Below are 20509 nucleotides of genomic sequence, written 5' to 3'. Positions count from 1 at the left end.
TGTCGTCCTTTTCGTCTTGATGCGCCTCTCAGCGCAGGCTGGTTCCGGGCCGCGGATCACAGGGGATCTCCGGCGGCAAAAAAGAGTTTTCGTTCAACGGGATCGAGGATCATGACCCCCTGCACCCCAGTGTCATAGGCGATGGTCGCACCGGGCCGCGTTAGGGCGCGGCGGAAGTCTTTGCTGTCCGCATCCGACAGGCATTTCCCGACCAGCGCAGCAGCGGCCAGCGCCTGACGGCCAAAGGCACCGTCTTCAGACGTCAGCATCTCATCCGTCAGGTCATGCGGTGTCTGCCCGTCTGCGCGCAGAGCGGCCTTGCCCGAGGCGCGGAACAGCTCTTGCGCTTCAACGCTTGTCGCGGCCAGCGGCATGCCGGGCTTAACGTCGTTCAGCGCCGCGCGGAACACGGCGGCTGTGCAGGTCATCTTGCTTTCAAAGGACAGCGTATCGCCCAGCGTGAAATATTTCCCAAGGGTCGCACGCAAATCGGCTTCGCCATGCAAGTTGCAGGCGGTCAGGCTGATCAGGCAGGCCACTGCACCCCCAGCCGCTATGCGTGCGGCAATCATTCCTGCCCCTTTGGTTCGACCCACATCTCAGCAGGCCCGACAACGTTGGGTGCAAACTCGGCGATCAGGCGACGCAATTCTGGGGCGGCTTCCGGCGACGTCGCATAGTAAGACACGCTGCGTCCGCCCAAAAAGGCAATGTTATACTTGTAGCGCAGCGTGCCAACTTTCACCCAGTTCTTGCCCAGCCCATCCTTGAACCAACGGTCATAGACAATCGCAAGGTCGATACCAGCTTCGTCGGTAAGGTCACCGGCCCAGCCCTCATACGGGGTATCCATCCGGGTGGTGAGCGCCTTGTAGGAAGCCAGCCCCCACAGATCCAAGACATAGTTTGGATTGCCCCAGGCCACAAAGCCCAAGTCGTTCACAGCGATGGGTTTATTCCAATAGTCTTTCACAAAGGTGCTGGCATTGCGGTGCTGCGCCAGAATGCCTGCTGTGCACCAGGTTCCATACCTGAACATCCAGTTCGAATAGTTCCCGGTCAAAAACAGCAAACCCACAAGAAATAACGTGCGCAAGGTGGCAAAATCATCCCGCGTAAACACAACGAGCAGTAACAACCCGAAGACAAAGCTCATCGCGTAGAGTTCATAGCGATGAAAATACCCGAATTGCCCCAATAGAAGCTGCGCCACACCGGCAAAAACCAAACCCGCCAGAACCGCCCGCGTCTGAGGGGCCGAGCGCCACACGCGCAACATCATCGTGGCCGCGATGATCACGACCACCGCCATTGCAATGGCAGTATAGCTGCGCAACTGCACCATCAGCTTGATCAGCATATTCTCGAGCGCAAAATCGGGGCTACCCGTTGGTCCAGCAATCTTGGCCATGACCGAGTTTGGAAGAGGCTCAAGGCCCAGTGACACTAGAAAGGCCATGTAAGCGCCAGCCAGCAGCGCAGACAGTGCAAACAGCGCGCCACCCGCTTTCCAGCGACCCGTCATCGCCAAGATAAGCGCAACGCCACCAGAGACAGCAAGACCCTCAAACCGGAACATAACCCCAAGCGCCGTTCCGACGAACAGAAGCCAGGTCACACGCCCATCGCGCAGGTAAATCTGCATGCCCCTCAACACGACCATGACGGTCAAGACGTGCAGCATATGCTCCATCGCAACCATCGTGAGACCCGCAAGGTTGAAAGCAAGCGGTCCGAGCAACGCCAGCCCCCAAGCCCATTTCTTGTCGGTCACCGCATCCAACACGATCCGGACCCACAAGATCGTCGCAGCGACCATCGCGAAGATGTTCCAGAGGACCACGACCCAAATCTGCCCCACGGTTCCAGCGAACGGCACCAACAAGAAGGGATATAAAGGAGAAGACGCAGCCGAAGTATATTCGCCTGCGTTAACGCCATAGCCTCCTGCAGCAATCTGCTCGGACATGGCAAGGTGTATGTACACGTCATCCAAGGGGAACTCGAACGCACCTGCCCTGGCATAGGCCATCAACTGGTAAATGAGATATAGTCCCGAAACCAAAAGCAGAGACGCCGCGATCTGCGGCGCCCCTGACAGGGTACGATGACGTGCATCGATCATTTTATTCGAACTCCATGATCACTTCGTCAACGGCAAGGCTGTCGCCTGCGCCTGCGTTGATCTTGGACACGATGCCCTTCTTCTCGGCGCGCAGGATGTTCTCCATTTTCATGGCTTCGATCGTGCAGAGCGCCTGACCTTCCTGAACTTCCTGACCGACTTCCACGTCGACCTTCACCACCAGACCCGGCATCGGGCAGAGCAGCATTTTCGAGGTATCCGGCGGCAGTTTTTCCGGCATCAAGCGGGCAAGTTCAGCCTGACGCGGGGTGCGGACATGCACCTTCAGGTCAGCACCCCGCGAGCGCATACGGAAGCCCGAGGTGATCTTGTCCACCTTCAGCACCAGCGGCGAGCCATCCACGTCCAGCGTGGCAAGGCTGTCGCCCGGCGTCCAATCCGAGGAGACGCGCATTTTGGTGCCGTCTTCGAACTTGATGGTCGAGCCTTTCTTGTCGGCCTTGATCTTCACAGCGAACTCTTCGCCCTGAAGGGTCACGACCCAGTTCTTGCCCACTTTACGCTCGTGGTTGTCCATACGGCCCGAGATACGGGTGCGGCGGATTTCAGCGACGCGGTACATGGCAGCCGCCGAAGCAGCGATGCGACGCAGCGCGTCGGTGCTCAGCTCTACACCTTCGAACCCGTCGGGATACTGCTCTTCGATGAAGGCGGTGGTCATCTCGCCTTTCATGAAGATCGGGTGATCCATCACAGCCGACACGAAGGGCAGGTTGTGACCGATGCCTTCCAGTTCGAACCCGTCCAGCGCGTTGCGCATGGCTTCGATGGCTTCGTTCCGGGTCGGTGCCCAAGTACACAGCTTGGCGATCATCGGGTCGTAGTACATCGAGATCTCGCCGCCTTCATAGACGCCGGTATCGTTACGTACTGCAAAGTTGGTGCCTTCGATGGCTTCATCAGCCCATTTGCCGTTGGCCTGCATCGGACCAGCCGCAATTTCTGCGGGCGGACGATAGCGGGTCAGGCGACCGATCGACGGCAGGAAGTTACGATAGGGGTCTTCTGCGTAGACGCGGTTTTCAATGGACCAGCCATTGATGCCCACATCGTCCTGCGTGATCGACAGCGGCTCGCCATTGGCGACGCGGATCATCTGTTCCACAAGGTCGACACCGGTGATCAGCTCGGTCACGGGGTGTTCCACCTGCAGGCGGGTGTTCATTTCCAGGAAGTAGAAGTTCTTGTCGCCATCAACGATGAATTCCACCGTACCGGCCGAGGTATAGCCCACGGCTTTGGCCAGTGCGACCGACTGTTCACCCATGGCTTTACGGGTGGCTTCGTCCAGGAAGGGCGACGGGGCTTCTTCCACAACTTTCTGGTTACGACGCTGGATCGAGCATTCACGTTCGTTCAGATAAATGCCGTTGCCATGCGCGTCGCACAGAACCTGAATTTCGATGTGACGCGGCTGGGTCACGAACTTCTCGATGAAGATACGATCGTCACCAAAGCTGTTGGCAGCTTCGTTCTTGGACGACTGGAAGCCTTCGCGGGCCTCTTCGTCGTTCCACGCGATCCGCATCCCTTTACCGCCGCCACCGGCCGAGGCTTTGATCATTACCGGGTAGCCGATCTCGTTCGAGATCTTCACGGCTTCGTCCGCGTCTTCGATCAGGCCCATGTAACCGGGAACGGTCGACACTTCGGCGTCCTGAGCGATCTTTTTCGAGGTGATCTTGTCGCCCATGGCTTCAATGGCGCCTTTGGGTGGGCCAACGAAGGCAACGCCAGCGGCTTCAAGCGCCTCGGCGAATTTCGAGTTTTCCGACAGGAAGCCGTAACCGGGGTGCACAGCCTCGGCGCCGGTGTCCTTGATGGCCTGCATGACCTTGTCGATGACGATATACGACTGGTTCGCCGGGGGCGGGCCGATGTGAACGGCTTCGTCGGCCATTTTCACATGAAGCGCATTCCGGTCGGCATCCGAATAGATTGCCACCGTCTTGATGCCCATTTTGCGGGCTGTCTTGATCACGCGGCAAGCGATCTCGCCTCGGTTCGCAATCAGGATCTTGTTGAACATGTCCTGTCCTTTCGATTCATGTGAGGGCGCGACACGGCAGAGTGTCCCGCTGATTGACATAGAAAAGCCCGCCGAAACCAAAGGTCTCGGCAGGCCGATTGTGCGTGGAGGATCCGCTGTCAGCGGAGCCAGAGAATTTCAGATCAGTTGCAGATACCGACGCCCAAGTCGTCGCACAGCGCACCTGCGCCTGCGCCGATGACGGCTCCGGTGAGAACACTGCCATTGGTTGCACTTGCGACCACGGCACCTGTCGCCGCACCGACACCGGCGCGTTCAAGGTCGTTCCACTGGCATCCTGCCAGCATGGCAAAGGCAAGCGCCCCTGCGATAAGCGATTTGTACTGCATGTAAGACTGCCTCTTTCAGAGTGGTTTCTTGCAGTCATTCTGCCCCGTTTGCACAAGGTACCCAAGTCGAATTTTCGCGACCCACGACGCCGGGCATCATGCGACCGGCTTGCACCGGGTGAAAAAAGGCCCGGTTCAGAGGCAAATGCACTGAACCGGGTAGAAGAAGGGGAAGGGTAATGGTTTCGACAAACCATTGCAGAGAACGGGGATTTGCTCTCTGCGTGTGTATCATGTTGGCATGAACGACGGCCCGCGCAAGACCCCTCCAGACGCGTTGCATCCGGTTGGGCTGTTTTTTGCCAATTGGTGTTCAATGCGGGCGAATTCATGCCTATTGTTCCTCGAACGCATCCGGGAACGAGGCCCGCGCACGGGCTTCATCGATCACAAGAAGGGCTTCATAGTCTTCGGGATCAAAGGGATCCTGCGCAGGCAGAACCTCGCGTTCAAAGAGCCACGACAGGCGTCCGGCATCCAGATTTCCGCGTTCAAACGGCTGGTCGCCGAAATAATCCCACAGCGCCTTCATAAAGCCGATATCTGCACGCCGATCTGCCGGTTTGCGGTCTGCGTAACGTTCGCGGGCGGCAAGCTTCGTCGCACCCGTCTTGCTGGCACGGCGAATAACAAACTGATAGTCGGTCCCCGTTAGTCGCCCGGGGAAGCCTTTGTGCTTCAACATATAAGGCAGTGCCATCAGAACCCGTCCCATACACACGCCCCGTCTTCGGGGCGGAAAGCTTCGAAAAACTGGGTCGCGTCCATGTCAGAGACGCCGAACTCGACCCAACGATCTGCCAGAACGATCACGATCTGCTCTGGCTCTGTTTCCGTGAGCCGGGACAGGTGCGGCAGCACGTAGTCCTGACAAATCACGGCCATATCCTCTTCCGCCTGCGAGAAATCTATACGTCCCGTGTTGCGGGAAATCTCGGGCGCGAGAAACCGGACATGGATCGCCGATTCCTCTTGATTGCCGTCCTGCTGATTGACCTCAAGCAGGGTGACGGTTTGGCCTGACGGAACCTTTAGCGGTGCACCGTCAAACCAGTCTTCTTGCGCCGCTGCAACGGACGCGGGCACGGTCAGGGATAGGGCCAGGGTGGCAGCGGCAGCTGCCACCCCGGTCAGGCCACGCGGGCCCGTATATCCCGCCGTGCGACCCATGATCACAGCGGAATATTGTCGTGCTTCTTCCAGGGGTTCTGCAGCTTCTTACCACGCAGCGAGGCAAACGCGCGGCTGATCCGGCGACGCGACGAACGCGGCTGGATAACCTCGTCGATGAAGCCACGCTCGGCAGCCACGAACGGGTTGGCAAAGCGGTCTTCATAGTCCTGCGTACGCTGCGCGATCTTCTCGGCATCGTCCAGTTCCGAACGGTACAGGATCTCGGTCGCGCCTTTTGCGCCCATAACCGCGATTTCAGCCGTCGGCCAAGCGTAGTTGAAGTCGCCGCGCAGGTGCTTGGACGCCATAACGTCATAGGCACCACCGTAAGCTTTACGGGTGATCAGCGTAACTTTCGGCACGGTGGCTTCGCCGTAAGCGAACAGCAGCTTCGCGCCGTGCTTGATCACGCCGCCATATTCCTGGCTGGTGCCCGGCAGGAAGCCCGGCACGTCGACCAGCGTCAGGATCGGAATTTCAAACGCGTCACAGAAGCGAACAAAGCGAGCAGCTTTGCGCGAGCTGTCGATGTCCAGACAGCCGGCCAGAACCATCGGCTGGTTGGCCACAACACCCACGGTCTGCCCTTCCAGGCGAATGTAACCGGTGATGATGTTCTTGGCGTAGTCTTCCTGGATCTCGAAGAAGTCGCCCTCGTCACCAAGCTTGGTGATCAGCTCTTTCATGTCATAGGGCGAGTTCGGGTTGTCCGGGATCAGGGTGTCCAGGCTGTCATCCACGCGGGCAGGATCGTCGAAGAACGGACGAACCGGCGCTTTGTCGCGGTTGTTCAGCGGCAGGAAGTCGACCAGACGGCGGACTTCCGACAGGGCTTCCACGTCGTTCTCGAACGCGCCATCGGCGACCGAAGACTTCTTGGTGTGAGTCGAGGCGCCGCCAAGCTCCTCGGCAGTGACCACTTCGTTGGTCACGGTTTTCACAACGTCGGGACCGGTGACGAACATGTACGAGCTGTCTTTCACCATGAAGATGAAGTCGGTCATGGCGGGCGAATACACAGCACCACCAGCACACGGGCCCATGATCACCGAGATCTGCGGCACCACGCCCGAGGCCATGATGTTGCGCTGGAACACTTCAGCGTAACCAGCAAGCGAGGCAACGCCTTCTTGAATACGTGCACCACCCGAATCGTTGATGCCGATCACAGGCGCGCCGTTCTGCATCGCCATATCCATGATCTTGCAGATCTTTTCAGCGTGGGTTTCCGACAGCGAGCCACCGAACACGGTGAAGTCCTGCGAGAACACATAGACCATACGGCCGTTAATCGTGCCCCAACCGGTGATAACACCGTCGCCTGCGGGCTTGTCGGCTTCCATGCCGAACTCGGTGCAGCGGTGGGTTTTGAACATGTCGAACTCTTCAAACGAGTCCTCATCCAGCAAGAGCTCGACGCGCTCGCGCGCGGTCAGCTTGCCCTTCTTGTGCTGGCTGTCGATCCGACGCTGACCGCCCCCAAGGCGGGCTTTCTCGCGGCGGCTCTCAAGTTCTTGGAGAATATCTTTCATGTGGCGGCACTCCTTGATTTCGCCGCAAACTAACGCGACCTCGCCGTTGCGGAAAGCAAAAAGGGGCGAATTTGCAAATAAAATGCAAGTACGCTTGTGCAAATTGCAAATGTGCAAAATCCGCACACAATCCCGCGCGCCCACTCACCCCCAGCAAAACGGCTGGACAGCCCGTGATGCTGGGATTAGCTCTGTCTCATGCAACCCAAAGATGTCAACCCAGCACAAGCCAACCGCTTTCTGGATCCCTCTACACCGCCCAGCTTGTTTACGCTGACCTTTGTGGCCGCGATGGCGGCGGTGTCGATGAACATCTTCCTGCCCTCGCTACCCGGCATGGCACGCCATTTTCAAGCGGACTACCACCTGATCCAACTGTCCGTCGCGCTGTATCTGTTCATGAACGGCGCGTTGCAGCTTGTGGTCGGCCCGCTTTCGGACAGGTACGGGCGCCGCCCTATCATCATGTCCGGCTTTGCGATCTATATCCTCGCCACCTTCGGCTGCCTTGCCGCACCGGATGTGTACACCTTCCTAGCGTTTCGCATGATGCAGGCCACGGTTGCGGTCGGCATGGTGCTGTCACGCGCCGCCATTCGCGACATGGTTCCCGGCGATCAGGCCGCGTCGATGATTGGCTATGTTACGATGGGCATGTCCGTGGTTCCAATGCTGGCCCCAAGCCTGGGCGGCCTGCTAGACCAGCATTACGGATGGAAAGCCAGCTTCTGGATGCAAAGCCTGACCGGCCTGCTTGCCCTGACACTTCTGTGGCGCGATATGGGCGAAACCGCCCCACGGCAATTCGACGGCTTTGCCGCCCAGTTTCGCGCCTACCCTGCCTTGCTGACCTCGCCCCGATACTGGGGCTATTGCCTGACTGCGACCCTGACCTCGGGCGCGTTCTTTGCCTATTTGGGCGGCGCACCCTATGTGGGTAGCGAAATCTATGGAATGACGCCGTCGCGTCTTGGCTATTTCTTTGGCGCACCTGCCGCAGGGTATTTCGTCGGGAACTTTCTGTCCGGGCGATATGCCGTCCGGGTCGGCATGATCCGCATGATCTTTGGCGGCGCGCTGATCACAGCGTTCGGCATGATCGCCGCAATGCTGATCTTCGCCATCGGCGGCGGATCAGAATACATCTTCTTCGGCGCGATGATTCTGGTTGGTGTGGGCAACGGCCTGACGCTGCCATCGGCCAATGCAGGGATCATGAGCGTCCGCCCCGAGTTGGCTGGCAGTGCGATTGGACTGAGCGGGACTTTGATGATGGTCGGCGGTGCAGGCGTGTCGGCCTTTGCCGGGTTTGCCTTGGGCGATGGCATGTCGCCCATGCCGCTTTTGTGGGTGATGCTTGGCTCGGCCGTGCTGGCCGTGGTCACGATGCTGGGCGTGATCCGCCGCGAGCGACGACTTGGCGTATCCTAAGAACCGCCGAATATCTTTGACCCGAGTGGTTTGCAAATGATACTCGGAAAGATGACGAAATTTGCAAAGCGAGTTTGGTGAGCAACGCAATGGCCACGCAGAAACTCTATGCCGGTGTAAAACTTAGGGAAATCCGGTCCCGCCTGAACCTGACCCAGAAAGCTTTTGCCGAAAAGCTGGGCGTCAGCCTGCCCTATCTTAACCAGATGGAAAACAACAACCGCCCTGTGTCGACGGGCGTGGTGTTGGCGCTGGCGCAGGAGTTTGGCTTTGACGTGGCCGAGCTGTCGACCGGCGACGCGGAACGGCTGGTGACAGACATGCGCGAGGCGTTCGCGGACCCAGTGTTCTCGGACATCCCTCCGCTGGCAGATTTGCGATTGGCGGCGTCGAACGCCCCGGCCCTCGCCCACGCGCTTCTGGAGCTGCATCGCGCCTACCGGCTGGGCCACGAGCGTCTGGCCTCGATGGATCAAGAAATTGGCGCCGATGACACCCCAAACCAAGCCAGCCCGTGGGACGAGGTGCGCGACTTCTTCCATTACTGCGACAACTATATTGATGCAGTGGACCGCGCGGCGGAACATTTTGCGCAGACCGGCAAAGCCCGTGGTCTGGATCAGGCCGCGATGGCTGAAACGGTGCTCAGCGACCGCGGCATCACCTTGATCCGCGAGGATGTGGACAAGGTGCGCAGCTATGACGTCGAGCGGAGGGAACTGACCCTGTCGACCCGCCCGCCACGCGCGACGCAGGAATTCCAGCTCCTGATGCAGGTGGCGCTTCTGACGCAAGACGCGCTGCTGGAAGCCACGCTGGATTTCGCGCGTTTCCAGACGGACGAGGCCCGCGCCATCGCCAAGCTAGGGCTTGCGAACTACTTTGCAGGCGCCGCCCTTCTGCCCTATGAGCAGTTTCTTGCCGCCGCCCACGAGACCCGCCACGACCTTGAACGGCTGGCCGATCGCTTCGGCGCGTCGATCGAACAAATCGCCCACCGTCTGTCCACCTTGCAGCGTCCCGGATCGAAGGGCATTCCCTTCTTTTTCGTGCGCGTAGATCAGGCCGGCACGATCACCAAACGCCACTCGGCCACGCGCCTACAGTTTGCCCGTTTCGGCGGTGCCTGCCCCCTGTGGAATGTCCACCAAGCCTTTGAAACGCCGGGACGTTTCCTGCGCCAACTGGCGCAGACCCCGGATGGCGTGCGCTACTTCTGTCTGGCGCGAAACGTCACCAAATCCGGCGGCAGTTTCGATGCACCCGTACGCCGTTACGCCATCGGGCTGGGTTGCGAGGTGAAACACGCCGGCGCCTTGGTCTATGCGGATGATTTCGATGTCTCGAACGACGCTGCCTATGAACCCATCGGGATCTCGTGCCGGATCTGCGAACGGCAGCTGTGCCACCAGCGCTCGGTCCCCCCCCTTGAGCGCAAATTGCAGGTCGATCCCTATTCGCGCGGAACACTTCCTTACGAGATTTCAAGATAACCGGATTTTCGCCCCCTTACAGCGCAATAGAAAAGGCCGGGCAATGCCCGGCCTTCTGTCCCTCGTGATGGTGGCGCTTACGCAGCCGACAGCATCCGATAGATTTCGTCCTTCAAAGCAGCGCGTTTTTTGCGCATGTCTTCTTCGTTGAACTGGTCAGTCGGCTCAACATTTGTTTCGGCACGGTGAATCGCACGGTTCACCTCGTGATACTCGTCCGCCAGCTTCGAGAAATGCGCATCTGCTTGCTTCATTTCGCTCATTTTCTCGGCGTATTCCGGGAATTCTTCGCCCAGTTCATGCGGGGTGTGTGACATTCGCGTGTCTCCTTCGTCTAAAGTCAGAGGGAGTTTGCGTCCAGCAAACGCCCCCCGCTTTGACAGGGATCAAATCACACGTTCATCGTTGCGAATTTTGCCAATCCGGATGGATCCACGGCTCGTCATTCGCAGACGGAAGACGGCGGCCCAGAATGTGGTCCGAGGCTTTCTCGCCCACCATGATCGACGGCCCGTTCAGGTTGCCGTTGGTGATACGCGGGAAGGTCGAACTGTCGGCGACCCGCAGCCCGTCCACGCCGATCACGCGCATCTCGGGATCAACCACCGCCATCGGATCATCCGCGCGCCCGATCTTACAGGTCCCGCAGGGGTGATAGGCGCTTTCGGCGTGTTCACGAATGAAGCTGTCGATCTCGTCATCCGTTTGCAGCGCGTTACCCGGCTGGATCTCGAACTTCACGAAAGGCTCGAACGCAGGTTGCGAGAAGATCTCGCGCGTCAGGCGGATACAGGTGCGGAAGTCTTCCCAGTCTTGCTCGGTCGACATGTAGTTGAAGAAGATGCGCGGGGCATCTTTCGGGTCCGCCGATTTCAGCGTGATTTCCCCGCGCGAGGGCGAGCGCATCGGGCCGGTATGGGCTTGGAACCCGTGGCCTTCCGCCGCTGCCTGCCCGTCATAGCGCACGGCAATCGGCAGGAAGTGATACTGGATGTCCGGGTATTCGACGCCCGCCTTCGAGCGAATGAAGGCGGCACTTTCGAACTGGTTCGACGCGCCCAGACCGGTCTTGGTGAACAGCCACTGCGCGCCCAGAATGCCCTTCCAGACAAGGTTCCAATAGCGATAGAGCGTAATCGGCTGTTTCGAGGCGTACTGCATATAGACCTCAAGGTGGTCCTGCAGGTTCTGCCCGACGCCGGGACGGTCGACGACAACCTCGATCCCGTGTTCTTTCAGATGCGCCGCGGGTCCGATCCCCGAGAGCATCAGAAGCTTCGGAGAGTTGATCGAGCTTGCGGCGATGATCACCTCGGCCTCGGCGCGGATCACTTCGATCTTGCCGCCGCGCTCCACTTCAACGCCAACCGCGCGACCATCTTCGATGACCACTTTGCGGGCGAAGGCGCGGATGAGTTCGCAATTCTCGCGTTGCAGAGCAGGTTTCAAATAGGCATTCGCCGCCGACCAGCGACGGCCCTGCCAGACGGTCTGCTCCATCGGGCCGAAGCCTTCCTGCTTCTGGCCGTTATAGTCGTCGGTGACTTCGTATCCGGCTTGCTTCCCAGCCTCGACAAAGGCGTGGAAAAGCGGGTTTTTGCGCGGGCCGCGGGTCACATGCAGCGGACCATCCTTGCCGCGCCAATCCGGATCACCGCCGTGGCCGCTGTCATGCCAGCTTTCCTGCCGTTTGAAGTACGGCAGCACGTCGGCATAGGACCAGCCATCGGCGCCCTGTTCGGCCCAATGATCAAAGTCCTTCGCGTGGCCGCGCACATAAACCATCCCGTTGATCGAGCTGGACCCGCCCACGACCTTGCCACGCGGGGTCACCAGCGTGCGGCCCGCCAGATGCGGCTCGGGCTCGGTCTGGAAGCCCCAGTCATAGGTCTTCATGTTCATCGGATAGCTCAGCGCCGCCGGCATCTGGATGAATGGCCCAGCATCGGTGCCGCCGTGTTCGATCACCAGCACCCGCTTGCCTGCTTCCGCCAGCCGATACGCCATTGCGCATCCTGCGCTGCCAGCGCCAACGATGATATATTCTGCTTGCATTGTTTTTCCGTCAGATCAGGGGTTACTCGCCACGGGGGAAGCGAGCGTTTTCTTCAACATTGTCGAGGTTCATGTGGTTGCGCATATAGCGCTCGGACGCCTTGCGCAGCGGCTGGTAATCCCACGGGAAATACGCACCGTTGCGCAGTGCCTCGTAGACCACCCAGCGGCGGGCCTGGCTTTCGCGGACCTCGTTGTCATAGGCGTCCAGATCCCAGCGCGCTTCCGACTTCGCCCGCAGCGAATTCAGCGTGCCTTCATGCGCCGGATCGCCGGCCAGATTGACCAGCTCGTGCGGGTCAGCCTCCAGATCAAACAGCTGATCGGGGTCCAGCGCGCAGCGGTTATACTTCCACTTGCCATAACGCAGCGACACGAGCGGCGCATAGGACGCCTCTGCCGCGTATTCCATCGCCACGGGGCTGGTACGCTCGGCACCATTCGCCAGCGACACAAGGCTCTCTCCATCGACCCACGGCTTCACTTCGTCCAGCGAAATGCCCGCCAGTTCGGCCAGCGTCGGCGTCACATCCAGCGTCGAGACAGGCGCCTCGATCAGGCCCGGCTCCATTCCCGGTGCCGAGATCATCAGCGGCACCCGCGCCGAGCCTTCATAGAAGTTCATTTTGAACCACAACCCGCGCTCGCCCAGCATGTCGCCGTGGTCGGACACGAACATGATGATGGCCTCTTGCCGGGTGCTTTCGAGGATATCCAGCATCTCGCCGACTTTGTCGTCTAGATAGGAAATATTGGCGAAATAGGCGCGGCGCGAGCGGCGGATGTCTTCTTCGGTGATGTCGAAATTGCGCCAGTCATTGGCGTCGAAAATCCGCTGTGCGTGGGGGTCGTGATCTTCATAGTCCCACGCCGGAACCTTGGGCAGCAAATGCTCGCAATCCTCGTAGAGGTCCCAATACTTGCGCCGTGCCACATAGGGGTCATGTGGGTGAGTAAAGCTAACGGTCAGGCACCACGGGCGCTCATCGTGACCGCGCGCTAGGTCATAGAGCTTGGCGCAGGCGTTGTACGCCACCTCGTCATCATACTCCATCTGGTTCGAGATCTCGGCGACCCCTGCCCCGGTCACGGACCCCATATTATGATACCACCAGTCGATCCGCTCGCCGGGTTTGCGATAGTCCGGCGTCCAACCGAAATCGGCGGGGTAGATATCGGTGGTCAGGCGTTCCTCGAACCCGTGCATCTGGTCGGGTCCGACAAAGTGCATCTTGCCCGACAGCGCGGTCTGGTATCCCGCGCGGCGCAAATGGTGGGCATAGGTCGGAATATCCGAGGCAAACTCGGCCGCGTTGTCATAAACCTTGGTGCGACGCGGCAGCAGGCCCGACATGAAGCTGGCCCGGCCCGGCGCGCACAGCGGGCTGGCAGTATAGGTATTCTGGAAACGAACCGATCGCGCGGCCAGTTTCTTCAGATTCGGCGCATGCAGCCAGTCTGCCGGGCCATCCGGGAACAGCGTGCCATTCAGCTGATCCACCATGATGATCAGGATATTCGGGGAGGTCATGCGTAGGTCTCCAAAATGATATCAAGGCAGGCCAGAACGCGGTCACAGGCGCGTTTGCCACTTGGGGTTTCTTCACGAAGGGCGTGGCGGATATAGAGCCCGTCGATCATCGCGGCGAGCGTATCCGCAACCTCGTGTGCGTCTTCCCCCACCAAGGGGCGCAGGTCGTAGACGAGGTTCGAATGCAGTCGGTGCTGATAGACGCGGAGAAGCCGCCGTGCACCGTCATTGCTTTGAGACATCACGTAGAAATTCAGCCAGGCGCTGATCACCTCGGGGCGGAAGTTTCCCGCTTCGAAGTTCGCACGAATAATCGCCTCAACCCGCTCGCGTGGGGTCTTCGCCCCGAGCACCGCAGCACGCACCTGCGCCCCATAGACCGACAGAATGTGGCGCATCGCGGCCAGAAAAATCTGATCCTTCCCGCCGAAATAGTGATGCGCCAAGGCGCTGGACACCCCAGCGCGCTTGGCGATCTGCGTAACGGTCACGTCAAGACTTCCAGCGCGGCCGATCTCATCGATCGTGGCCTGCACCAGTGCGCCTTTCCGTATGGGTTCCATCCCCAGCTTTGGCATGTGCCTCTCCGATTTGCGTACATCAGGGTTGCTTTTTTTAATTGACTCGTCAATCAATAAAAAGCACCGTCTGCACCAATGAAGCCGGTTCCACCCCTGCGCTACCTGCGTTAGGGTCACGCCGAGTGGTCTGCATATGCGGGCCCCGGCCAGCAAAACCGCACCAAAAAAACAGGGAGCGAACATATGAAACTCAAATCCACACTTTCCGCCATCGCGCTGTCGGCTGTTGCCACCACCGCGTTTGCTGATGGCCACTGCGACGAAGTAACCTTCTCGGACGTTGGCTGGACAGACATCACCGCAACCACCGCGGCCACCACCGTTGTTCTGGAAGCTCTGGGCTATGAGACCGACATCAAGGTCCTGTCCGTGCCGGTAACCTATACCTCGCTTGCTGAAGGCGACGTTGACGTATTCCTGGGCAACTGGATGCCCACCATGGAAGCCGACATCGCGCCCTATCGCGAGGCAGGCACCGTCGACACCGTGCGCACCAACCTGGAAGGCGCCAAGTACACGCTGGCCGTGAACAAGGCCGCCGCTGATCTGGGCATCAAGGATTTCGCTGACATTGCGGCCCAAGCAGACGCGCTGGAAGGCAAGATCTATGGCATCGAGCCGGGCAATGACGGCAACCGCCTGATCCAGTCGATGATCGACGGCAACGCATTTGGCCTTGAAGGCTTCGAGGTTGCTGAAAGCTCGGAACAGGGCATGCTGGCCCAAGTGGCCCGCGCCGATAAGAAAGGCGAGCCGATCGTATTCCTGGGCTGGGAACCCCACCCGATGAACGCCAACTTCGAGATGTCCTATCTGACCGGCGGCGACGACTTCTTCGGCCCGAACCTGGGTGGTGCCGTGGTCGACACCAACACCCGTGCAGGCTACGTGAGTGAATGCGCCAACACCGGTAAGTTGCTGCAAAACCTCAGCTTCTCGCTGGCGATGGAAAACGAGATCATGGGCGCCATCCTGAATGACGGCCAAGATCCCGCTGACGCTGCCAAAGCATGGCTGGCTGCCAACCCCGACGCCTACATGGCATGGCTGGACGGCGTGACCACCAAAGACGGTGGCGATGCTGTGGCCGCGGTTAAAGCCTCGCTGGGCATGTAAACCCAACACAATTTGGAACGCGCCGGGGATCCTCCCGGCGCGTTTCGTTTTGACATCCTGAAGAACCAGATATGACACTTGCCACGCTCGCCCTGTTCATTCCGGCCTGCTTCGCGCTGAACATCGCGCCGGGGCCCAATAATGTATTGGCCTTTTCGAACGGTGCGCGGCGCGGGCTTTTGGTTGGGCTTGCTGGGGGCATGGGCCGTATGCTGCCCTTTGCCGCGATGATCCTGCTTGTGGGCATTGGTCTGGGGGCAGTTCTTGCTGCCTCGGAGGCTGCGTTCAACGCGGTGAAATACGCGGGCGCCGCCTATCTGATCTATGTCGGCTGGCGCATGTGGCGTGCAAAACCGCAGGCCGAAACCACGCCACTATCGGATGAACCGGTTACCGCGCTAATCCGCCGCGACTTCCTGATCGCCATCGGCAACCCGAAAGCCATCGCAATCTTCACAGCTTTCTTCCCACAATTCACCGACCTTGCCCAACCGCTCGCCCCGCAATATGCGCTTCTTGGCGGGCTGTTTCTGGTGCTCGAATGTCTTGCGGTTGCACTTTACGCAGGATTTGGCGCAGGCTTCCAAGGCCTTCTAACCCCGCACCGCCTGCATACCCTGAACAAGGGCGTCGGCGGCTTCCTGATCTTCTCTGGCCTTGCCCTGGCCCTTAATGAAAGGCACTGACACGTGGACTGGCTGACAGATACCAAAATTCCGGTCGGCAAAACCATCTCGAATGGGTTTGACTGGCTGACCGACGCATTTGGCCCCTTCTTTGACTTCGTCGATGATGTCCTGAGTGACGGGATCGACGGGTTCCTGTGGCTCTTGCAATACCCGCCCGCCCTGCTGATCGTCGCACTTCTGGGTGCACTGACCTACTACATCCAGCGTAGCTGGGGCCGCGTCGCCGTTGTCGCGCTGTGCTTCCTTTACGTGCTGAACCAAGGCTATTGGGAAGAAACCACAGAAAGCCTGACGCTGATCGTCTTCTCGGTCCTGTTCTGTATGGGCGTTGGCGTGCCGATCGGCATCTACGCCGCCCACCGCCCGCGCTTCTTCCAAGCGATCCTGCCGGTTCTGGACATGATGCAAACGATCCCGACCTTCGTGTACCTGATCCCGATGATCGTGCTGTTTGGCATCGGCATGGTGCCAGGCCTTGTGGCGACCTTCATCTTCGTGATCCCGGCCCCAATCCGCCTGACCCAACTGGGCGTCAGCCAAGTGCCGAAAGCCCTAACCGAGGCTGGACAGGCCTTTGGCGCCACCCGGATGCAGACCCTGTGGAAGATCGAGCTGCCCTCGGCCTTCCCGCAGATCATGACCGGGTTGAACCAGACCATCATGCTGTCGCTGTCGATGGTCGTCATCGCGGCCCTGGTTGGTGCAGACGGCCTTGGTGTGCCGGTGGTGCGCGCCCTGAACACGGTGAACGCATCGCTGGGCTTTGAAAGCGGGCTGGTCATTGTGGCGGTCGCCATCGCCCTTGATCGCATGCTGCGCGTAGAACGGGAGGCGTAATCATGACCGCTGTAGAATTTGACAATGTCTCGATCGTGTTCGGCGACAAACCGGAAAGCGCCCTGCCCGCAATGGATGCGGGCAAGGACCGCTCGGTCGTAAAGACCGAAACCGGCCAAGTGCTGGGCGTGCACAACTGCTCGCTGTCCGTGGCCGAGGGCGAAATCCTTGTGCTGATGGGGCTGTCCGGATCGGGCAAGTCCACCCTGCTGCGCGGCGTGAACGCGCTGAACCCGGTGGTGCGTGGCTGCGTGCGGGTAAATGACGGAAACGGGCTGGTTGATGTGACCAATGCCGACGCTGGCACGCTGCGCCGGATCCGCCAGAACCACGTGGCGATGGTGTTCCAGCAATTCGGCCTTCTGCCATGGAGAACCGTGCGCGAGAACGTCGGGCTGGGTCTGGAACTAGCCGGTATGGCCAAAGCCGAACACAAAGCCCGCGTGGACGAGCAGCTAGAGCTGGTCAACCTCAGCGAATGGGCCAACCGCAAAGTGGGCGAGCTGTCGGGCGGCATGCAACAGCGTGTGGGCCTTGCCCGCGCCTTTGCCACCCAAGCGCCGATCCTTCTGATGGACGAGCCGTTCTCGGCCCTCGACCCACTGATCCGAGCGCGCCTGCAAGACGAGTTGATCGAGCTTCAGCAACGCCTGAAACGCACCATCATCTTCGTCAGCCACGATCTGGACGAGGCGTTCAAACTGGGCGACCGGATTGCCATCATGGAGGGCGGGCGCATCGTCCAATGCGGCACGCCGCGCGACATCTTCACCCATCCGGTGAACGACTACGTGGCGGATTTCGTGGCGCATATGAACCCGCTGGGCGTTCTAACCGCGCGCGACGTGATGGAAGGTGGCGCCTCGGCCGCATCAATCACCGTCGACGTGGCAGATCATGTGGATGTGGTGATGAAAGCACTGACTGGGCAAGACGAGATTGGCGTGACCGAAGCCGGACAGTCCGTCGGGCGCATTACTTCGGACGCCGTCATGGCCCGCCTTCTGGACCCGCGCAGCTAAGCGCGCGGGCCTAATTGGTCAAACAATAGGTCTTGCCGCCTTCAATCCCGCCCAGACCGACCGCCTTACGTGGACAGGCATCTTGGGCAATGGCGGGTTGAAGGCGCGCGCCCGCGTTGCGGACCAGAAAGAACTCGTGTGCAAAGCCATAGGGGCGCACTTGAAGGTCCCATCCGGAGACCGCGTTGCCCTTCAGATGTGGATCATTCGGCGGCACCAACAGCCAGAAGTCTCGCCCTGTCAGCTTGGTGCTGACCTGCTGTGACCGGAACCACAGCGCGTCGGGCTGGCTCAGTGCGCAAATCTCGGGCCGCGATACCGCGCGTTTGGTCTTTGCGTCCACAACCTCCCACCCGATCAGGCGGTCGCAGAAACTGGCCCTTTCACTGCTTTCGCTCGGCTGGCAGGCCGACACCGCAAGGCTCGCAATAAGGGCAAGAACAAAACGCATGGAAAACACCTTTAAATTGCGAGAATCCTACAACACCTTTGCCTTGCGTCAAACACCGCCATCGGCAAGTTTGGCGTAACCCCGCTGACAAGGACCCGAAGACTGCCATGCCTCGTTTCGCCGCCAACCTTACTTTGCTGTTCACCGAACTGCCCTTTCTGGACCGGTTCGACGCCGCCGCCGAGGCCGGGTTTGCCGCGGTCGAGGTGCTGTTCCCCTATGACGATCCGGCCAAGGACATTCAGCGTCGGCTAACGGCAAACGGGCTGCAAATGGCGTTGATCAACACGCCGCCACCCAACTGGACGGGTGGTCCGCGCGGCTTTGCGGCCATGCCGGACGGACAAGACCGGTTTCGCCATGATTTTAAGCGCGCACTGCGCTTTGCACAGGCCTTTAACGCCACGCATCTGCACATCATGGCAGGCGCGGCGGAAGGGGGTGCAGCTCGTGCGGCATTTGTCGAAAACCTGATATGGGCCGCTGACGCTGCCCCGAAACAAAGCCTGACCATCGAACCGATCAATCGAGACGACATGCCGGGCTATTTCCTGTCGGACTACGATTTGGCAACTGAGATTCTGGCCGAGGTCAATGCACCTAATTTGCACATGCAGTTCGACGCCTACCATGCCCACAAAATCACTGGCGACATGCAAGCCACTTGGGAAAAGGTGAAACACCTGACCCGCCACATTCAGGTGGGTGGCATACCAGACCGGCACGAGCCTGAGACAGGCGTGATCGACTATCCCGCGTGGTTTCGGCAGTTGGATGACGAGGGCTATGCAGGATGGATCAGTGGTGAATACCACCCCTCTGGCCGAACCGAAGACGGGCTGTCATGGATAAATGGGTTCGGCTGACAGGCTCCTGACACTATGCTGTCAGGAGGGGTATGTCAGAACCGCCTCATCAACACTGATGAAAGGACTGACCCAATGACCCCCACGATTGTATGCTGGAGCGAGATCCCCGTTTCTGACCTGGAAAAAGCCGTGAGTTTCTATAGCACTGTCTTCAAATGGACGATGAAGATCGACACCACCGGCCCCGTGCCGATGGCTGATTTTGGCGGCACCGACGCGCCGGGTGGCGGGCATCTCTATGCCGGCAAGCCTGCGGTTGATGGCAGTGGCCCGACCGTGCACATGGTGGTGCCGGACGCGCTGGAAGACGCGATTGCGCGCTGCGAAGGTGCGGGTGGCAAGGTGACCAGCGATCCAATCCCGCTGCCGATGGGGCGCTTCGTCTATGCCTCGGACCCCGATGGCAACGCGATCGGCATGTTTGAACCGAAAGCCGCCTGATCCATGCGCCGTGCCGATCGCCTTTTTCAGATTGTTCAGCTGCTTCGAGGCGGTCGGCTGACCACGGCGCGGGATCTGGCCGAAAAACTCGAGGTCAGCGAGCGCACGATCTATCGTGATGTCGCTGACCTGATCGGTTCGGGCGTTCCGATCGAGGGCGAGGCGGGCGTCGGGTACGTGATGCGGGCGGGCTATGATATGCCGCCCCTGATGTTCAACCGGGACGAGATCATGGCCGTGATCGCAGGCACCCACTTGATCGAACGGATGGGCGGGGCTGCGATGGCCGCCGCCGCCCGCGAAGCCCTGATCAAAATTCGCGCGGTGCTGCCGGAAGCATTAGAGGCCCAAGCCAAGCGGGTCGAGATCCACGCCGGCCCCACCTTGCGCCCCTCTGATCGTGACCGGCATTTCATCGACCAAATCGAAAGCGCCATTGATACGCGGCTACGGTTGATCATGACATATGCGGACGAGGCAGGCGCAAAGTCCACCCGCACAATCCGCCCCTTGGCCCTTTGGCTCTGGCGCAATGGGTGGACCGTGGTGGGCTGGTGCGAGCTACGTGAAGACTTCCGTATGTTCCGCGTCGACCGGATCGAAGGGTTCTCGACCGGAGACCGCTTCCGCGAGGAGCGCGACAAGGGGCTGAACGCGCTTTACGACAAGTTGGAAGCGCAGGGGTTAGACCCGCGCGGCGATGGGGATGTGCCGGTGCGCAAGTAAGGGGCGCTGCCCCTCGCCCGTGCCGGGCTCACCCCGG

At 60.0% G+C, this 20509-nt stretch carries 21 protein-coding genes; 9 read left to right on the top strand and 12 right to left on the bottom strand.

From position 1 onward, the window contains the following. Positions 1 to 56 precede the first annotated feature (56 nt). The 7 genes from Q0677_RS14505 to Q0677_RS14475 all read right to left on the bottom strand — a co-directional run bounded on the left by Q0677_RS14505 (position 57) and on the right by Q0677_RS14475 (position 7230). Entirely contained in the window at positions 57 to 572 is a 516-nt protein-coding gene (locus Q0677_RS14505; RefSeq protein WP_298911235.1) for a hypothetical protein, read from the bottom strand. Then, on the bottom strand, positions 569 to 2125 hold the full coding sequence (locus tag Q0677_RS14500) for a hypothetical protein (RefSeq protein ID WP_298911233.1): 1557 nt from the start codon (positions 2123 to 2125) through the stop codon (positions 569 to 571). Before Q0677_RS14500 ends, Q0677_RS14505 begins: the two co-directional genes overlap by 4 nt. 1 nt (position 2126) lies before the next feature. Further along, positions 2127 to 4175 (bottom strand): acetyl/propionyl/methylcrotonyl-CoA carboxylase subunit alpha, encoded by a 2049-nt coding sequence (locus Q0677_RS14495; protein WP_298911231.1) that lies wholly within the window; start codon positions 4173 to 4175, stop codon positions 2127 to 2129. 143 nt (positions 4176 to 4318) lie between these two features. After that, a complete protein-coding gene (locus Q0677_RS14490) occupies positions 4319 to 4525 on the bottom strand; it encodes a hypothetical protein (protein WP_298911230.1) in 207 nt (68 codons plus the stop codon). A gap of 334 nt (positions 4526 to 4859) precedes the next feature. After that, complete coding sequence (locus Q0677_RS14485) at positions 4860 to 5210, bottom strand: hypothetical protein (RefSeq protein ID WP_298911311.1); 351 nt, start codon at positions 5208 to 5210, stop codon at positions 4860 to 4862. A gap of 14 nt (positions 5211 to 5224) precedes the next feature. Next, the gene (locus Q0677_RS14480; RefSeq protein ID WP_298911228.1) at positions 5225 to 5695 is read right to left on the bottom strand and encodes a DUF6497 family protein; all 471 of its coding nucleotides are present in this window, start codon (positions 5693 to 5695) and stop codon (positions 5225 to 5227) included. 2 nt (positions 5696 to 5697) lie between these two features. Beyond that, on the bottom strand, positions 5698 to 7230 hold the full coding sequence (locus Q0677_RS14475) for an acyl-CoA carboxylase subunit beta (RefSeq protein WP_298911226.1): 1533 nt from the start codon (positions 7228 to 7230) through the stop codon (positions 5698 to 5700). 198 nt (positions 7231 to 7428) lie between these two features. On the opposite strand from Q0677_RS14475, the gene Q0677_RS14470 reads away from it, so the two are divergent. Together Q0677_RS14470 and Q0677_RS14465 are read left to right on the top strand one after the other, a co-directional pair. After that, positions 7429 to 8661 (top strand): multidrug effflux MFS transporter, encoded by a 1233-nt coding sequence (locus Q0677_RS14470; protein WP_298911224.1) that lies wholly within the window; start codon positions 7429 to 7431, stop codon positions 8659 to 8661. An 89-nt stretch (positions 8662 to 8750) separates the two neighbouring features. Then, positions 8751 to 10154: a short-chain fatty acyl-CoA regulator family protein gene (locus Q0677_RS14465; protein WP_298911310.1), complete on the top strand. Its 1404-nt coding sequence runs from the start codon at positions 8751 to 8753 to the stop codon at positions 10152 to 10154. Between the two features lie 77 nt (positions 10155 to 10231). Here the strand turns inward: Q0677_RS14465 and Q0677_RS14460 are convergent, their stop codons facing one another. The 4 genes from Q0677_RS14460 to betI all read right to left on the bottom strand — a co-directional run bounded on the left by Q0677_RS14460 (position 10232) and on the right by betI (position 14318). Continuing rightward, positions 10232 to 10471, bottom strand: a complete 240-nt coding sequence (locus Q0677_RS14460; RefSeq protein ID WP_298911222.1) for a YdcH family protein — start codon at positions 10469 to 10471, stop codon at positions 10232 to 10234. Between the two features lie 82 nt (positions 10472 to 10553). Further along, the gene (gene betA, locus Q0677_RS14455; protein WP_298911220.1) at positions 10554 to 12209 is read right to left on the bottom strand and encodes a choline dehydrogenase; all 1656 of its coding nucleotides are present in this window, start codon (positions 12207 to 12209) and stop codon (positions 10554 to 10556) included. Positions 12210 to 12231: 22 nt separating this feature from the next. Beyond that, on the bottom strand, positions 12232 to 13740 hold the full coding sequence (betC, locus tag Q0677_RS14450) for a choline-sulfatase (RefSeq protein WP_298911217.1): 1509 nt from the start codon (positions 13738 to 13740) through the stop codon (positions 12232 to 12234). After that, complete coding sequence (gene betI, locus Q0677_RS14445; protein WP_298911215.1) at positions 13737 to 14318, bottom strand: transcriptional regulator BetI; 582 nt, start codon at positions 14316 to 14318, stop codon at positions 13737 to 13739. Before betI ends, betC begins: the two co-directional genes overlap by 4 nt. Positions 14319 to 14504: 186 nt before the next feature. Here betI and choX point away from each other — a divergent pair, with 186 nt between their 5' ends. The 4 genes from choX (at position 14505) to choV (ending at position 17985) form a co-directional block, all read left to right on the top strand. Next, the gene (gene choX, locus Q0677_RS14440) at positions 14505 to 15437 is read left to right on the top strand and encodes a choline ABC transporter substrate-binding protein (RefSeq protein WP_298911213.1); all 933 of its coding nucleotides are present in this window, start codon (positions 14505 to 14507) and stop codon (positions 15435 to 15437) included. 71 nt (positions 15438 to 15508) lie between these two features. Continuing rightward, a complete protein-coding gene (locus Q0677_RS14435) occupies positions 15509 to 16123 on the top strand; it encodes a LysE family translocator (RefSeq protein WP_298911211.1) in 615 nt (204 codons plus the stop codon). Positions 16124 to 16126: 3 nt separating this feature from the next. After that, positions 16127 to 16963 carry a choline ABC transporter permease subunit gene (gene choW, locus Q0677_RS14430; protein ID WP_298911210.1) on the top strand — a complete coding sequence of 279 codons (837 nt, stop codon included), beginning with the start codon at positions 16127 to 16129 and terminating at the stop codon, positions 16961 to 16963. Between the two features lie 2 nt (positions 16964 to 16965). Continuing rightward, the gene (choV, locus tag Q0677_RS14425) at positions 16966 to 17985 is read left to right on the top strand and encodes a choline ABC transporter ATP-binding protein (protein ID WP_298911209.1); all 1020 of its coding nucleotides are present in this window, start codon (positions 16966 to 16968) and stop codon (positions 17983 to 17985) included. A gap of 10 nt (positions 17986 to 17995) precedes the next feature. On the opposite strand, the gene Q0677_RS14420 is transcribed toward choV, so the two are convergent. Then, on the bottom strand, positions 17996 to 18436 hold the full coding sequence (locus Q0677_RS14420) for a hypothetical protein (protein WP_298911208.1): 441 nt from the start codon (positions 18434 to 18436) through the stop codon (positions 17996 to 17998). Between the two features lie 107 nt (positions 18437 to 18543). Here Q0677_RS14420 and Q0677_RS14415 point away from each other — a divergent pair, with 107 nt between their 5' ends. The 3 genes from Q0677_RS14415 (at position 18544) to Q0677_RS14405 (ending at position 20472) form a co-directional block, all read left to right on the top strand. Then, positions 18544 to 19302 carry a TIM barrel protein gene (locus tag Q0677_RS14415; protein WP_298911206.1) on the top strand — a complete coding sequence of 253 codons (759 nt, stop codon included), beginning with the start codon at positions 18544 to 18546 and terminating at the stop codon, positions 19300 to 19302. A gap of 75 nt (positions 19303 to 19377) precedes the next feature. Continuing rightward, complete coding sequence (locus Q0677_RS14410) at positions 19378 to 19746, top strand: VOC family protein (RefSeq protein ID WP_298911204.1); 369 nt, start codon at positions 19378 to 19380, stop codon at positions 19744 to 19746. A gap of 3 nt (positions 19747 to 19749) precedes the next feature. Further along, positions 19750 to 20472, top strand: a complete 723-nt coding sequence (locus Q0677_RS14405; protein WP_298911202.1) for a YafY family protein — start codon at positions 19750 to 19752, stop codon at positions 20470 to 20472. Positions 20473 to 20509: the final 37 nt, after the last annotated feature.

Source organism: uncultured Aliiroseovarius sp. (assembly GCF_947492455.1).
Taxonomy (GTDB): domain Bacteria; phylum Pseudomonadota; class Alphaproteobacteria; order Rhodobacterales; family Rhodobacteraceae; genus Aliiroseovarius.
Note: the sequence above shows the minus strand (reverse complement) of the source record. Positions and strands in the feature narration are given on the sequence as shown.